At 43.1% G+C, this 15784-nt stretch carries 14 protein-coding genes; all 14 read right to left on the bottom strand.

All coding sequences use genetic code 11. The annotated features are described in order from the left end of the window. Window positions 1-18 precede the first annotated feature (18 nt). The 14 genes from MKY50_RS09200 to asd all read right to left on the bottom strand — a co-directional run bounded on the left by MKY50_RS09200 (window position 19) and on the right by asd (window position 15673). Window positions 19-810, bottom strand: coding sequence for a DUF3388 domain-containing protein (locus MKY50_RS09200; RefSeq protein WP_003220998.1), 792 nt, complete (start codon window positions 808-810; stop codon window positions 19-21). A gap of 129 nt (window positions 811-939) precedes the next feature. Continuing rightward, entirely contained in the window at window positions 940-1197 is a 258-nt protein-coding gene (locus MKY50_RS09195; protein ID WP_003245199.1) for a DUF3243 domain-containing protein, read from the bottom strand. Window positions 1198-1277: 80 nt separating this feature from the next. After that, complete coding sequence (gene ymfI / locus MKY50_RS09190; protein ID WP_341116512.1) at window positions 1278-2006, bottom strand: elongation factor P 5-aminopentanone reductase; 729 nt, start codon at window positions 2004-2006, stop codon at window positions 1278-1280. A gap of 54 nt (window positions 2007-2060) precedes the next feature. Further along, a complete protein-coding gene (gene yfmH / locus MKY50_RS09185) occupies window positions 2061-3347 on the bottom strand; it encodes an EF-P 5-aminopentanol modification-associated protein YfmH (RefSeq protein ID WP_043940117.1) in 1287 nt (428 codons plus the stop codon). Next, window positions 3344-4624, bottom strand: a complete 1281-nt coding sequence (gene yfmF, locus MKY50_RS09180; RefSeq protein ID WP_341116511.1) for an EF-P 5-aminopentanol modification-associated protein YfmF — start codon at window positions 4622-4624, stop codon at window positions 3344-3346. The genes yfmH and yfmF overlap by 4 nt, the downstream gene beginning before the upstream one ends. Window positions 4625-4803: 179 nt before the next feature. Beyond that, entirely contained in the window at window positions 4804-6015 is a 1212-nt protein-coding gene (bcbE, locus tag MKY50_RS09175) for a bacillibactin exporter BcbE (protein ID WP_031600514.1), read from the bottom strand. A gap of 138 nt (window positions 6016-6153) precedes the next feature. Next, the gene (locus tag MKY50_RS09170; RefSeq protein WP_003245732.1) at window positions 6154-6879 is read right to left on the bottom strand and encodes a GntR family transcriptional regulator; all 726 of its coding nucleotides are present in this window, start codon (window positions 6877-6879) and stop codon (window positions 6154-6156) included. 143 nt (window positions 6880-7022) lie between these two features. Next, entirely contained in the window at window positions 7023-9386 is a 2364-nt protein-coding gene (gene spoIIIE, locus MKY50_RS09165; RefSeq protein ID WP_341116509.1) for a DNA translocase SpoIIIE, read from the bottom strand. A 130-nt stretch (window positions 9387-9516) separates the two neighbouring features. Beyond that, window positions 9517-9729, bottom strand: a complete 213-nt coding sequence (tepJ, locus tag MKY50_RS09160; RefSeq protein ID WP_003231871.1) for a TepA modulator TepJ — start codon at window positions 9727-9729, stop codon at window positions 9517-9519. Next, entirely contained in the window at window positions 9726-10463 is a 738-nt protein-coding gene (tepA, locus tag MKY50_RS09155; protein WP_003245712.1) for a translocation-enhancing protein TepA, read from the bottom strand. The genes tepJ and tepA overlap by 4 nt, the downstream gene beginning before the upstream one ends. 115 nt (window positions 10464-10578) lie before the next feature. Beyond that, entirely contained in the window at window positions 10579-12246 is a 1668-nt protein-coding gene (rnjB, locus tag MKY50_RS09150; RefSeq protein ID WP_003231875.1) for a ribonuclease J2, read from the bottom strand. Window positions 12247-12423: 177 nt separating this feature from the next. Beyond that, window positions 12424-13296, bottom strand: coding sequence for a 4-hydroxy-tetrahydrodipicolinate synthase (dapA, locus tag MKY50_RS09145; protein ID WP_003245816.1), 873 nt, complete (start codon window positions 13294-13296; stop codon window positions 12424-12426). A 30-nt stretch (window positions 13297-13326) separates the two neighbouring features. Further along, on the bottom strand, window positions 13327-14541 hold the full coding sequence (gene dapG, locus MKY50_RS09140; RefSeq protein WP_015483233.1) for an aspartate kinase: 1215 nt from the start codon (window positions 14539-14541) through the stop codon (window positions 13327-13329). Between the two features lie 91 nt (window positions 14542-14632). Further along, window positions 14633-15673, bottom strand: a complete 1041-nt coding sequence (gene asd, locus MKY50_RS09135; protein WP_231834274.1) for an aspartate-semialdehyde dehydrogenase — start codon at window positions 15671-15673, stop codon at window positions 14633-14635. Window positions 15674-15784: the final 111 nt, after the last annotated feature.

Below are 15784 nucleotides of genomic sequence, written 5' to 3'. Positions count from 1 at the left end.
AACAAACACCTTCCAATTTTAAAAATCAAAGCTTGAAAACCCGGATTGATCAAACATTTGGGGTTCCTCGGCATGTTCATATGTAATAACCTCATCAGGGTCATTTCTCAGTTCAATAATATAATCAAAGTCATCTAGTGTATACTCTGTATTTTGAACGAATATGTCCGGATGCTCCACCACTTTTGTTGCAGGCAGCCGCATGATTTCTCGGACCAGCTGGAGATGGCGTTCCGATCCTCTTCGTGTTGACACAATTCCGTCAACGATAAAGACATTTTCAGTGCTGTATTCATCGGCAATCAGCTGGCTTCTTATCGTCTGCTTCAGCAAGGTTGATGACACAAACAGCCACCTTTTGCTTGCACACACACTAGAGGCTACAATCGATTCCGTTTTCCCGACACGCGGCATACCTCTGATTCCGATTAATTTATGGCCTTCTTTTTTGAACAATTCGGCCATAAAATCGACTAATAAGCCAAGCTCGTCCCGTTCAAAGCGGAACGTTTTCTTGTCATCGGCATCCCGTTGAATATAACGGCCGTGGCGTACGGCAAGACGGTCGCGAAGCCTCGGTTCTCTAAGCTTCGTTACTTTAATTGTTTCCATCGTTTTTAAGATTGATTCTAATCGTTTAATTTGATCTATATGGCGGCACCTGAGGAGCATTCCCCTTCTGGAAAGATCGACGCCGTTTATCGTTACGATGTTGATAGAAAGCATCCCAAGAAGAGATGAAATATCCCCGAGCAGTCCGGGGCGGTTCACTTGAATTTCATATTCAAAATACCATTCGAGCTTTGCCAAATGATATACCCCCTTCATTGTGGCAAAATTTTACCTTCCTTTATCATAAAGCATTTTTCTCTAATTAGAAAGAAGAATGTTGCTGTGATGAGGAAAACATAAAAAAGAGAGGAAAAATCCCCTCTCTTCCTAGTGAGTGCTGTTATTTTCAACAAGCTTAACCATCATATTGGCAATGGCGTGCTGTTCATCTTTTGATGCTACACTCCAAAGATCTGCCAGCACTTTTTCCTGCTCGTTCTTAGATTCCACTTCATTAGCCAAGTAGCTGCCGATTTCTGTCGCAAGATCTGTAATCGTATCCTGGCTCATACCTTTATCTTGCGCATAGTTCAGACGGTCGCCAAGGAAGTTTTTCCAGCTATCCCAGTTTTCTAATACTGACATGCTTGTTTCCTCCATTTCATGTGAAGTTACAAGATTATTGTGTCCTTCGCAAAAGAAACTATACACCGAATATTTTCGGATCAGCAGTGCCAGCCGCCATTCACCGACAGAATTTGGCCGGTGATATATGACGCTTTTTCAGACAGGAGAAAAGCTGTTGCATCCGCAATTTCTTGCGGCCGGGCCAGCCGGCCGATCGGAATCTCATCAGCGATCTCTTCTTTTTCAGCCGGGGTAAATTGATTCATCATATTTGTATCAACTGCACCTGGCGCTACTGCGTTTACCCTGATTCCGCTTGGCGCCAGCTCCTTAGCCAATCCTTTTACAAACGAATGCTGAGCTCCTTTTGCCATGCTGTACAGCACTTCACAGGATGCCCCAGTCTCTCCCCAAATCGAGCTGACAGCCACAATCGCTCCCGATTTATTCCGAATCATGCCTGGCAGAAGGTTTCTCGTCAGCATATACGGACTCGCTACATGAAGCTGAACCATTTCCTGAACCGTTGCGTTATCTACATCCGTAATCAGCCCAAAATGGCTTCGTCCGCTGTTTAAAACAATCGCATCAACCGGCTGAACAATTGAACTTGTCAGCTTATCTGCTCCATCTTGCGCGGACAGATCAGCTTGTAATATCTCCGTATTTACGCCAAACATCTGACTTAGTTTTTCAGCAAGCTCCGCTGCCGCATTTTGATTTGTATTGTAATGCAGCAGCAGATTGTACCCCTTAGCCGCAAGGGTTTCGCTGATGCTTTTGCCAATGCCGCCGCTTGCTCCGGTGATTAGTGCTGTTTTGCTCATTCTCTTTCCTTCTTTCCGCAGAAAAACACCCCTCACACTGGAGGGATGTTTTGTTTATGATTTAGGAACAACCTTGCAGACAGTCAGCCTGTCTGCAGCGATTTCCTCTTGTATTACGTTCTGGACATCCTCGAGGGTAATCTGCTCGAGTACCGTTACAACGTCAAACAGGCTCATATCCAAGAACGCATAACGGGTAAATTGATTGGCGATGTATTCAGGGGAATTCAGCGCTTTTAAGAATGTACCAATCTTTTTCTTTCTGGCAAGTTCAATCTTTTCAGCAGTAATCAGTTCACCGGCGCGCAAAAGCATGCTTGAAATGTCTTCAGCCAATTGATCAGGCTCAGGCGTATCTCCGCCGATCGCCGCAAAACCGAACCCATATTCAGCAGTAAAGTCAAAGCTGAACGTTTCGTCAATATATCCTTTTTCATAAAGTGATTCATACTGGGCAGAGCTTTTGCCAAAAAGAGCTTCAAGCAATAAGTTCATTGAAAGTTCATGCTTTAAGAGCTCTTTGCCTAATTTAAACGGCTTTTTGGATTTCAGCCCGACAAGACATTTCGGTCCCTGCACGTTCATTTTGATCTCTTTTTCTTTTCGGAAAACCGCTTCTTGCTCTTTCACTTCTTCTCGTTTGATCTCCGGCTGATCAGTATACGGCTTTTTCTCCTGGTTTTCTCTTACCTGAGTAATAATCGCTTCAGGATCTACAGGTCCGACAATGAAAAGGAGCATGTTACTCGGGTGATAAAACGTTTCATAGCATTCATAAAGAAGGTCTTTTGTAATATGTGAAATGCTTTCCACTGTTCCCGCTATGTCAATTCTGACAGGATGCTCTTTGTACATGTTTTCAATGACCCCGAAGTAAAGCCTCCAATCAGGGTTATCGTCGTACATATTAATCTCCTGCCCGATAATCCCTTTTTCCTTTTCAACCGTTTTTTCAGTAAAATATGGGTCCTGTACGAAATCGATAAGCGTCTCTAAATTGCGTTCAACATTTGATGTGCTTGAGAAAAGGTAAGCTGTTCTTGTAAATGACGTAAACGCATTGGCAGAAGCCCCCTGTTTGCTGAAATCTTGAAAAACGTCTCCGTCCGCTTTTTCAAACAGCTTGTGCTCAAGAAAGTGAGCAATCCCGTCCGGCACGTGAACCATCTCGTTTTTACCTAAAGGGACAAACCGGTTATCTATCGAGCCGTACTTTGTTGTAAAGACTGCATATGTCTTGTTGAAGCCTTTTTTCGGCAAAACGTAAACATCAAGGCCGTTGGACATTTTTTCATGATACAGCGTCTCCTGAAGCTGTTCATATTCGATTGGTTTGATCAAGATGCACCCTCCGTCCCTTTTAAGAAATAAGTCGTATCAAGCTGAATCTTTTCGCCGGCTTTAATGATATCCTCTTTTGTGACATTCTCAATATTGGCAAGAAAGTCTTCGATAGGAATCTCGACTTGAGCAGCGGCCTGCTGATATAAAAATTCAGATAAACCGTATGCTGTATCAATCGTTTCCAGCACTTGATTTCGAATGACGGCCTTTGTCTGTGCTATATCCTGCTCACTGAAATCGCCGTTTTTCATTGCCTGGAATTGCTCAGCAATAATCGAAACAGCCTGTTCATAATTTTTCACTTCAATACCTGACATCACCATTAACAAGCCTTTAAAACTTTCTATACGCGAAGCCGCGTAGTAAGCAAGACTGGCTTTTTCCCGAACATTAATGAAAAGTTTAGAATGAGAGAATCCGCCGAACAATCCGTTAAACACTTGTAAAGCAGGATAATCCTGATCTGTATAAGTGATACTGGTGCGGTAGCCGATATTCAGCTTTCCTTGCTTGACATCCTCTTCATCAATTACTTCTTTTGGCTGAACTTTTTCATCAGCGTGATTGTTTTCAATCGTGCCAAGAGTGCGCTCTTCTGTTTTGAAATACTTATCGATTGCCGATTGTACCTGGTTACTGTCCACATCGCCAACAACATATAGATCAAGCTGGTCTTTTTGGATAGCGCTTTGGTATGTTTCGTATAATTGCTCTGCCGTAATGTCATCGACATCGTCGATTTCACCATTGACATGAAGCGCGTAAGGCTCATTTTTGCACATTTCCTGTATCAGCCTTAAATTCGAATAGCGCATTTTATCATCATAGACGGCTTGGATTCTTTGCTTAAGCGTCCGTTTTTCTTGAGCCACATATTGTGACTGAAAAGTGTCTCCCTCTAAAGCAGGTGAAAAGACGATTTCTGCAAGAAGCTGGAGCCCTTTCTCAAGCAGCGGCGTTTGGTCTTTTAAATATTTTTCATTAGGGATTTCAAGCCTGAACGTAATGACGTGCCGCTCTCCTTTTTTCGTAAGATCAGCCGATACTGACGTGCCGTACAGCTCATCCAGGTATGAACGCAATTCTGCGGTTTTCGGATGGCTTTTCGTTCCGCGAAGAAGCACATGCGGAAGCAGCGCTCTTTTGGTGACTTGATCCTTTGTCAGCGGTGCCAGCATCTTAAAAATAAGCGAGACGGTTTTGAATTTTTCTGTTTCTACAATGTGTGCGGTTAAACCGCCGTGCTTTGATTTGAGTTCATTAACATATGACATATGGAACCTCCTTCGTTCATTTCTTAATTAGTATGTATTATGACCAATTTTCAGCATTCGCAGAAACACTCTTTCATGTAATTATAGCAACTGTAGGATTTATAAGGAAACAATAACCTCCGCATGCTGTATAGGTACAGTTGTAAACTGTGCAAGAAAGCGCAAAAAAAGACGGCTGGCTAGACCGTCCCTAAGTTTTTTTCTTCTTCTTCACTTTTTTTAGCATCTACAGTAAAGAGCACTAAAAATAAAGAAACGATGCTGCAAAACGCCGAGAGTATGAAAATAATCCAGTTTGCATTAGACATTAATGCAGCAAAAACAGGTGGACCGAGAGCTACTCCTATAAAGCGCATGCTATTGTAGAAGGAGGAAATGGTTCCGCATTGTTCACTTTCAATCCCTTCGGTTATCAATGCATCTAAAGCAGGAAGAGCCATTCCAATCCCAATCCCGCCAAAGCTTAAAAAGACAAATAAAAAATAAAAACTGTGGTTCCACCACAAGGCAATAAACGAAAGGGTTAACAGAATCATTCCTGTAACAACGCAAAATTTCATTCGACCTTTATCTTTACCGATCTTTTTGCCAGCTATAAAAGAACTGGTTGACAAAAACAAAAGTGGGATTGCCAGTAATCCGCCTTTAGCTACTCCGTCAATGGCATACTTGTTCTCCAGCGTATCTGATAAATAAAATAATACGCCAAATAACAAAAACATAATGACACACCCGATAATGAAGACCGTATAAAGCCAGCGACCATCTTGTTTAAAGATTTTCTTCACACTCTTAATAAACTCAGAAACAGCAGGCGCATCTTCATCTTCTTCAGGCTTGGCCACCAAAAACAATACGAGCAAAAAGCTGATCAAACAGAAAAACGGAATAAACCAAAACGGTACAAACCAATACCAAGAAGCCAGTAAGGCTCCAAGTATGGGACTCAGTACCTTCCCTGACGTGTTGGCGGTTTCAATATCGCCAAGACCGGCGCTGACCTTTTCATCGTCTCCTTTAAACAGGTCGCCGATAAACGGCATGACGATCGGAGCGGCACCTGCAGAACCAATGCCTTGAAGAACCCGTCCCGCCAAGATCATAGCATAAGGATTTTTCATATAGGTCGAGGCAAAAGCAGCTACGGCTCCCCCCAATCCTGCAATGAGGAGGCATGGAAGCAATATTTTTTTCCTCCCGAAACGATCCGACAAATATCCGGCAATCGGAATGCAAATAATTGCTACTACTGAGTATACAGTAATGATTAAAGACACTTGAAATGAAGTCACAGACAGCTTTTTCTCCATCATCGGAAGAACAGGAATCAGCATGGAGTTCCCGAGTGTCATCACAAGCGGGACGGAAGACAATGCAATAATATTTTTCATTCCATTTTTCTCTCTCAACATTTTCACCCATTCACTTTCTTGTCATCTCTTATATATTGCGTTAACCGGAATGAAAGTATGTACAAAGAAACATGAATCAGTGCAAATAAAAAAACAGACACATACAGGCGTCCGTTTTTAGAATCGTTTACGCAAAACATGAAATCTGAATTTATCTGCTCTAAAATAATTTAAAGAATAAAGCACCGGTTTATCGTGCTGATCGTAATGGGTTTGTTTTAACAGCAAAAGAGCTGTTTCCGGATCGCATTCAAGTACTGGAGAGATGGTATCGTGATAGCCGATCGGTTCTATATCAGTTACTGCATAGCTGATTACGGAGCCTGAATTTTTCTCAAGCAGGTCAAACATAGATTCTTGCTGATGAGAAAAAGAATTCGGCAAAATATTCATTGGAATTTTGTCTATACAATACACAATCGGCTGTCCGTCAGCTGTCCTGACTCGTTCAAGGTAAAAAAGTTCTTGCCCTTCTGCCAAGTGAAATCTCTTCGTATCATCTTCAGACGGCATAAGCACTTGTGATGATAGAAAAATCGTGCCAGGGGTCATATTCGCCTGTTCTATCATCTTGGTTACACTGTTCAGCTGTTCAATGCCCGAAAGAAATAACGGCTTAGAATGGACAAAAGTGCCTACACCATGCCTTCTGATAATCACATGCTCTTCTTCCAGTATCCGCAAGGCTTCTCTTAGCGTCGCTCTGCTGACACCAAGCTTTTTGGAAAGCTCAAATTCAGAAGGCAGCTTTTCCTTCTCAGTGTAGATCCCATTTTTTATATCCTCTTTAATTCGTTCAATTACTTTCAAATACAAGTGCCGATTATCAGCTTTTGTAGACATGTTTCCCCTCCGTAAACCACTTTCGATAAAAATTATTGAACAATTGGGACAACTATATCATGTTTTGTCGAAAAAATAAATAGAAAGGTGATCAGTTTACATAATGTTATTATTGGCAACTATAGAAAGCGGAACTCCCTTCATTAAGAAGAGAGCTCATCATATTTCTCTTTTGATAATAATACTTCCCTAGGTTTGCTGCCTTCATACGGTCCGACAACGCCGCGTTCCTCCATTGCGTCAATCAGGCGCGCCGCTCTCGTATAGCCGATTCTGAATCTTCTTTGCAGCATTGAAACAGATGCCGTCTGCATGCCGACAATTAATTCAACAGCTTCATCATAAAGTTCATCAGTAACCTCGGAATGAGTTTCAGTTGTCTCCTCAGGAATCATTTCTTCTTGATATTGCGCTTTCTGCTGCGTAATCACATGGTCGACGACCTTCTCCACTTCGTCATCCGACAAAAATGCTCCCTGCACACGGACAGGTTTGTTAGCCCCTACAGGTAAAAACAGCATATCGCCGCGGCCAAGAAGCTTCTCAGCGCCACCCATGTCAAGAATGGTCCTTGAATCCGTCTGTGAAGATACGCTGAACGCGATTCGTGACGGAATGTTCGCTTTGATCACCCCTGTGATAACATCCACCGATGGCCGCTGTGTCGCAATAATAAGATGGATGCCGGCAGCCCGCGCCATTTGGGACAATCTCGTAATCGAATCTTCCACATCGGATGAAGCGACCATCATGAGATCGGCAAGCTCGTCCACAATGACAACAATATAGGGCAGCTCTGGCTGTTTCGCTCCTTCTTCATTGTTGGCGCGTTTTATATAATCATTGTATCCTTCAATATTTCTTGTACCCGTATGAGAAAATAATTCGTACCGCCGCTCCATTTCATTGACAACCTTTTTCAAAGCCTGCGACGCTTTTTTCGGATCGGTTACAACCGGAGCAAGCAAATGCGGAATCCCATTGTAGACATTGAGCTCTACCATTTTAGGATCGATCATCATCATTTTCACTTCATGCGGTTTCGCGCGCATTAAAATACTTGTAATAATGCCGTTGACACAGACACTTTTCCCGCTACCGGTTGCGCCTGCGACCAAAAGGTGGGGCATCTTGTTTAACTCAGCCAATACAGCTTCACCTGAAATATTGCGGCCGAGTCCAATTAACAGCTTCGCATCCGGTCTGTCATTCAATTTAGACTCCAGCACTTCCTTCAGCGAAACCATTGCCACTTCTGCGTTTGGAACTTCAATTCCGATTGCTGATTTGCCTGGTATAGGCGCTTCGATCCTGATATCCTTCGCAGCAAGCGCAAGCGCTAAATCATCGCTTAAATTGACAATTTTGCTAACCTTCACTCCGACATCAGGATATACTTCATATTTTGTTACGGCCGGTCCGAGATGAACCTGTGTGACTTTCGCCTTTACGCCAAAGCTTTGGAATGTGCGTTCAAGCTTTCTCGCATTTTCATAAATATTCTTTTTATCAGCCTGCTGGCCGGTATGCTTCGGATCTGCCAGCAGATCCAGTGACGGCATCTCGTAATCCTTATTTTCGAGCTCTGTAAAGGTCATAGGAGGAGCAGAAACAATTTCCTTGTCACCTGTCTCCGGTTGGATGTCCTGAAGCGGCTTCGACACAGGTTCGGCGCGCTTTTCTATAACTGGAGACTCTTCCTCTTCATTACGATCAGAAAAGCTTGAGATAATCGGCTCTGAATGAATAAGAGGCGATACTGTTTCATAATCCCCCTCTTCATCAGGAGGCTCCGGTTCCATTTGCTGTTTTTTGCGGGCCGGTTTTTGTTTTTTGCTCGGCGCTTTCGTTTTTTTCGATGACTGCATATTTGATTTGAAGGATTTCATATCATCAATAAATGCTAACCATTGTTCTTTTATAAAACGTCCAATCGGGCTCATCCACTTTTTTAGCGTTTCTTGTAGCGAGCGTCCTGTTACTAAAATCATTCCGATCAAAATCATGACAATTGCCATGATCTGAGAACCAGTCGACGCAAACAAAAAGTGTGAAGCCGCAAACAGCAGCGCACCGATCATTCCTCCGCCTAAATCAGGTGAAGCAGAGCTGCCATTCATGTCCATTAAAAACAATTCCCACGTATTGCGCACCACGCTTGCAGACTCAATAGACCCTTTGTGCGTCAAATTTTTAAATAGCTGCACGTGAGAAAGCAGCAATATGCTTGCGATAATACAGTACAACCCGGCCTTTCGTCTCGTTAAAAGGCTTGGGGTTTTTTTCTTCCAAAACAGTGAGACTCCTAACACCAATAAACCTAACAAGCATAAAATAAACCACTCTCCAGCAAAAAAGCGGAACAAATAGATAAACGTTTGCCCGACTACCCCCAGCTGCAAGATTGCGATAATTGAAATGGCTATACACAGCAATCCGTTGAGCTCGTATTTTATATTGAGCTGTTTCGCCTGTTTTTTTCTTGATTTTCGTTTTTTCTTTGCCACACTCATCACCTTACTGCGTTAAAAAATGTAAGTTCATACATAATGAAGAAAGCAGCCGTTTACAGGCTGCGTTTTTTCTGTAGGATTCCCCTATTATAGCATATTTTGCCCTTAAAAAAGGGTTGGATTCTTATACGTTTAATTTCAGCTTTTGTCCCGGTGAAATGTCCGGATGCAGAAAATGCATTGGATTGGTGCTCATGATTTGAATGACTTCCGCTTCATTCCCTTTCATTTCGACTAGAAGCGGTACACCTTTATATTCAATTTGCTCATGTGCGCTTGTCTCTTGGTTCTGTTCTGCAAACACAATTTCCTGCGGCATCACGGTATAAAGAATCATTGAATCATCCGTCCTTCTTCTTTCCTTGCTTCATCGATGAGCTCATTCAGTTTATTGATTGCCTGTCCGACACCGCCTGCGTGATCGATCAATCCGTATTTAACTGCATCCTTACCGACCACATTTGTTCCGATATCGCGTGTTAAGTTTCCTTTTGAAAACATTAGCTCTTTAAACTTCTCTTCGGTTATATTGGAATGGCTTGTCACAAATTTAACAACTCTTTCTTGCATCTTATCTAGGTATTCAAACGTTTGCGGCACCCCGATGACCAGCCCGGTGAGCCTAACTGGATGAATCGTCATCGTTGCTGTTTCGGCGATATAGCTGTAATCACAGGATACAGCAATCGGAACGCCGATGGAATGTCCCCCGCCAAGCACGATAGAAACGGTCGGTTTCGATAAAGATGCAAGCATTTCCGCTATTGCAAGACCAGCTTCAACATCTCCTCCGACAGTATTTAATATGATCAGCAAGCCTTCAATTTTAGGATTTTGTTCAATTGCCACAATCTGCGGGATGACATGCTCATATTTTGTTGTTTTGTTTTGCGGAGGAAGCTGAACATGGCCTTCAATTTGTCCGATAATGGTCAGACAATGAATATTTGTATCTTGGGGCAGCTGCGGAAGCGTCGTTTCACCAAGCTGCTGTATTTTATTCATAATGCTGTCCTTCGCATCATTTTTTTCAGGACGCTCTTCTTCTGTGTTTTCCATACGATGATCCATCTCGCTTTCATCCTTTCCGAGTTTCTCTTTGTATTATGAACAAAGATACTTCATTCAATCCCGGCTTGAAGGACAAAAAATAAAGACCGGAGCAGCTCCGGTCTTTAGTCAGTCATTATACTTCCATAATAATTGGGATGATCATCGGTTTACGTTTCGTTTTTTCATAAAGGAATTGGTTCAAAGCATCCCGCATTGCCTGCTTCAACGTTGACCATTCGACATTTGATGTTTCAGTCGCTTCTGTCACGATGGACCGGACAAGCTCAGTAGCCTGTACGATAAGACCTTCAGACTCTCTTACATAAACAAAGCCGCGAGTGATAATTTCTGGTCCTGATACAAGATGTTTCTTTTGTTTATCAAGTGTAATGACAACGATTAAAATTCCGTCCTGTGAAAGCAAGCGGCGGTCTCTCAATACGATATTGCCGATATCACCGACACCTAAACCATCAATTAAAATATTGCCGTAAGGAACTTTATCCCCAATTTTTACGTTTTGGCCGCGGAATTCAACGACGTCGCCTTTTTCAATTAAGAAGATGTCACTGCGCTTCATGCCGGTTTCTTCAGCGATTTTTGAATGAGCTTTTTGCATTCTGTATTCGCCGTTTACAGGAATCAAATATTTTGGTTTAAGCAGGTTGATCATCAGCTTTAACTCTTCTTGTGAGCCGTGGCCTGATACATGAACACGCTTTTGGGCAAAGATGACTTGTGCACCGGCTCTCGCAAGAAGATCTACTGTTTTAGAGTAAATGAGTTCCTGCCCGGGAATCGGAGTTGACGCAATGACCACCGTATCCCCTTCTTCAATGTTCAGCTGTTTGTGAGCTTTGTTTGCCATTCTTGTCAAAGCAGCTAATGGTTCACCTTGGCTTCCGGCTGTAATAATAGCCACTTCGCGCTTCGGATATTTTTTGACATCCTGTACAGAAATAAACAATTCATCATCTGCTTCAATGTATCCTAATTTTCTTGCCAGCTGCAGGACAGATTGAAGATTTTTTCCGGCTACGGCAATCTTTCTGCCATTTTGAGCCGCTGCATGAATGACTTGCTGAATCCGGTTAATATTGGATGCGAAAACAGCAATAATCACCCGGTTCTGTGAATTATACAGCGCATCCGAAATTTCTCCGCTGACAGCCGCTTCCGAAGGGGTGTAACCCGGCCGTTCCGCATTTGCACTGTCAGAAAGCAGAGCGAGCACGCCGCTATTGCCGATCTTGGCGATCTCGCCAATGTCGCACGTCTGATTAAGTGCAGGTGTTTGGTCAAATTTGAAGTCTCCCGTGCATACAATAGATCCAAGTGATGTTTTAAAGCTCACACCTACAGAATCAGGAATGCTGTGAATCGTTCTAAAGAACGATACTTTTGTTGATTCAAATGTAATGACAGATTTGGAGTGAATTTCTCTTAAATCAGTTTTTCGGTTATGTCCGTATTGTTTTAATTTCTCTCTTAACAGTGCAAGCGTCAATTTTGTTCCGTACACTGGAACGGACAGCTTGTTTAATAAGTAAAAAACGCCGCCGATATTTTCATCGTGCCCGTGCGTTAAAAAGATTGCCTTGACGCGGTCAGCCCGTTCAATCAAATATGATATGTCAGGAATCACTACATCAATACCGAGCATTTCGTTTTCTGGATGCATAAGGCCGGCATCAACGACAAATATGTCTGAGTCAATTTCAATGACATAAAGGTTCTTCCCAATCTCTCCGACACCGCCAAGGGCGATAATTCTAACGTTTTCTGTATTTTTCTTTTTCAAAATCTATATCCTCCTAGTCTCATACCCGTCCATCATCACTTGTTCCTATTATAACTGAAAGTAAATTTAGAAAACAAGATAAAGCAGAAGGTTTAGGGAAAACCAATATGTAAAAGAAACGGTCAAACTCAGCTGAATATGAGAATGACCGCGTTTGTTTCACTGTATGAAATTTTCTTACAGTTCGCTGATCGTGCTGCTTAAGCTCAGACGTTCATCCTCAGTTAACGGGACTAGAGGCAGACGCACAGAACCGACATCAAGACCTCTCAGCTGAAGCGCTGTTTTGACTGGAGCAGGATTAGGCGCTTTAAACAGTTCCTTCATAATCGGCAGCAGTTTCTGATGAATCAGTGCCGCATTAGCTGTTTGCCCATTCGTATAATTTTTGATCATTTGCTGCATATCAGTGCCTGCAATATGGCTCGCCACTGATACAACTCCTCTTCCTCCAACTGAAAGAATTGGAAGCGTCAGGGCATCATCCCCTGAATAGACATAGAAGTCTTCAGGTGTTTCAGCAATAATTTTTGTAATCGCTTCGAGGTCTCCGCTCGCTTCTTTAATCGCAACCACATTCGGAATGTCTGCCGCCAAACGGATCGTCGTTTCAGGAGCAAGAGAAGCAACCGTACGGCCAGGAACATTATAGAGCATAACCGGAAGAGATGTCTCTGCCGCAATTGCTTTAAAATGCTGGTACATTCCCTCTTGAGAAGGTTTATTGTAATACGGGGTAACAAGCATAACAGCGTCCACGCCCGCTTCCTCAGCTTTTTTTGTCAGCTTAATGGAATCTTTCGTGTTGTTGCTTCCAGTACCAGCGATAACGGGCACCCGTCCGTTTACTTCTTTTACTGTATATTCAAAAAGCGCAATTTTTTCTTCAGTTGAAAGGGTCGGAGATTCTCCAGTTGTTCCCGCTACTACTAAAGAATCCGTTCCGTTTTTCAACAAGTAATCAATCAGTGTAGACAGTTTTTGAAAGTCTACGTTCCCTTTATTGTCAAAGGGTGTAATCATCGCTGTAGACACATTTCCGAAATTCATTTTATTCACCTCATCATGATTCAATCACATTTACTTCGAAAGTTCAAACACTTCATGCAAAGCGTTTACAGCAGGAACCATATCCGCTTCATGGACGAGCACCCATATCGTCGTATGGCTGTCAGCCGACTGAAGGATCGGAATTTCTTTTTCTGAAAGAGCCGATACAATTTTGGACGTAACACCGGGAACACCCATAATGCCCGCGCCGACCGCCGATACCTTCGCGCAGTTTCTCGTCACCATTGGATCATAGCCCATATCCATTAAAATACGCTGAGCTGTTTCTGTTTTATTTCCGGCTACCGTATAGACGATTTCACTAGGTGTAATGTTAAAGAAATCGACACTGATTCCAGCGTTTGCCATAGCCTTGAACACTTCAGTCTGAACATTATACTGGCCGATTTTCGCAGGCACTTTGAACTGCGTGACATCTTTGACATGTGCGATTCCCGTAATCAGCCTTTCAAAAACATCACTGCCGACCTTGGAAGAGTGATGTGATGTCACCAATGTACCTTTATCATTCGAATAAGTCGAACGGACGCGGATCGGAACCTTGGCCTGCATTGCGATTTCCACCGCACGCGGATGAATGACCTTGGCCCCCTGATACGCCAGGTTGCAGATTTCCGTATACGTCACAACAGGAAGCGGTTTTGCATTTTCCACCACTCTTGGGTCAGCAGTCATCACACCTTCTACATCGGTGAAAATATCGATGTATTCCGCATCAACAGCTGCTCCGAGTGCGGCTGCAGACGTATCGCTGCCCCCTCTGCCGATTGTAGTTGTATCACCCTTTTCAGTTGCGCCCTGGAAGCCTGCGACGACTACCGCATCATGATTGGCGAGCACACTGAATAAACGCTCCGGTTTCATTTCAATGATTTTCGCATTGGTATGCTGATCATTCGTTAAAAAGCCAGCCTGAGCCCCTGTCAGCGCAGCTGCTTTCACACCGTTATCAAGCAGCATGCTTGTAAAGACGACAGAGGAAATAGTCTCTCCGCAAGATAAAAGCAAATCCTGTTCCCTAGGAGAAATCGCTGACTGATCGCCGTAAAGCAGCCCAAGCAAAGAATCTGTTGCATACGGGTCTCCTTTTCGGCCCATCGCTGAAACGACAACGACAACCTTATATCCTTCACTGATTGCTTCTTTAATATGCCCTAAAGCCAGTTTGCGGCCTTTATCATCTTTTACTGATGTTCCGCCGAACTTTTGAACAATTATCTTCACTGTTTTCACTCCAAATTATTCGGACGTAACAGAAGAGAGCAGGCTGATAGCGCCTTACTCTCTTCTATTCGTCTTTAGAAAATTCTCTCTTTTATACGAGGTTTAGTTTTTTCAGGCTTTCTGCAATTTGAACAGAGTTCCATGCCGCGCCTTTTAATAGGTTATCAGAAACAACCCATAAATGAAAACCGTTTGCTCTGTCCAAGTCTTTGCGGATGCGGCCCACAAACACATCGTTTTTGCCGACAGCATCAGCAGGCATCGGATAAAGCTGCTGGCTTGGATCATCCTGAAGTGTCACGCCCGGAGCTTCTTTCAATAGATTTTTAATATCTTCAACTGTAGCGTCATCACGGTCTATTTCGATGTAGACGGACTCTGAGTGCCCAGTTTGGATTGGCAGTCTCACACATGTAGCCGCTACTTGAAGATCAGGCATGTGCATGATTTTTTTCGTTTCATTTATCATTTTCATTTCCTCAAACGTATAGCCGTTATCTTGGAATTTATCGATTTGCGGAATCGCGTTGAAGGCGATTTGATAGTGTTTTTTGTCACCTTTTACAGGCATGATCTCAGGCTCTATTTCTTCTTTATTTAAAATCGCCTGTGTTTGGCTGTAAAGCTCTTTTACAGCTTCATTACCCGCTCCTGATACTGCCTGGTAAGTTGATACGATGACTTTGTTTAAGCCATATGCTTTGCGGATCGGTTCAAGTGCCGCAACCATTTGGATTGTAGAGCAGTTTGGATTGGCAATAATGCCATTGTGTTCATGCAAGTCTGCCTCATTCACTTCTGGCACAACAAGCGGTGTATTTTCATCCATGCGGAACGCGCTCGTATTATCTATAACAATAGCGCCGCGTTTTACAGCTTCTGGTGCCAATGCTTGTGATACGCTTCCGCCGGCGCTGAACAAAGCAATATTTACCCCTTCAAAGCTCTCAGGAGAAGCTTCCTGAACAGTCAGCTCTCGGCCTTTAAACGTGACTTTTGTCCCCGCAGAGCGTTTTGAAGATAGCAATGTAAGTGTGTCCATTTCAAAGTTTCTGTCTTCAAGTGTTTTAAGCATTTGTTGTCCCACAGCCCCTGTCGCTCCGACAACAGCTACGTGTAAACCTCTTCCCATCTGTAAAACTCCTTCCGCCAATCAGCTTCATTGAATTGATTTGACTATGATTTTACGTTTTATTTTACCATAGAATATGCGGGTGATGACCGAATTTTTTAGTTTGGGAAA

It is taken from the genome of Bacillus sp. FSL R7-0685 (assembly GCF_038002425.1).
Classification (GTDB): domain Bacteria; phylum Bacillota; class Bacilli; order Bacillales; family Bacillaceae; genus Bacillus; species Bacillus subtilis.
The sequence above is the reverse complement of the archived record's forward strand: the minus strand, read 5'-3'. Positions and strand labels throughout refer to the sequence as shown.

Excerpts from the sequence above, each read along its gene's own strand:
- MKY50_RS09195 (WP_003245199.1), bottom strand. The coding sequence starts at position 1,197 with ATGTCAGTATTAGAAAACTGGGATAGCTGGAAAAACTTCCTTGGCGAC.
- ymfI (WP_341116512.1), bottom strand. The coding sequence starts at position 2,006 with ATGAGCAAAACAGCACTAATCACCGGAGCAAGCGGCGGCATTGGCAAA.
- yfmF (WP_341116511.1), bottom strand. The coding sequence starts at position 4,624 with ATGTCATATGTTAATGAACTCAAATCAAAGCACGGCGGTTTAACCGCA.
- bcbE (WP_031600514.1), bottom strand. The coding sequence starts at position 6,015 with ATGAAAAATATTATTGCATTGTCTTCCGTCCCGCTTGTGATGACACTC.
- MKY50_RS09170 (WP_003245732.1), bottom strand. The coding sequence starts at position 6,879 with ATGTCTACAAAAGCTGATAATCGGCACTTGTATTTGAAAGTAATTGAA.
- tepJ (WP_003231871.1), bottom strand. The coding sequence starts at position 9,729 with ATGATTCTTTATACCGTGATGCCGCAGGAAATTGTGTTTGCAGAACAG.
- tepA (WP_003245712.1), bottom strand. The coding sequence starts at position 10,463 with ATGGATCATCGTATGGAAAACACAGAAGAAGAGCGTCCTGAAAAAAAT.
- dapA (WP_003245816.1), bottom strand. The coding sequence starts at position 13,296 with ATGAATTTCGGAAATGTGTCTACAGCGATGATTACACCCTTTGACAAT.
- asd (WP_231834274.1), bottom strand. The coding sequence starts at position 15,673 with ATGGGAAGAGGTTTACACGTAGCTGTTGTCGGAGCGACAGGGGCTGTG.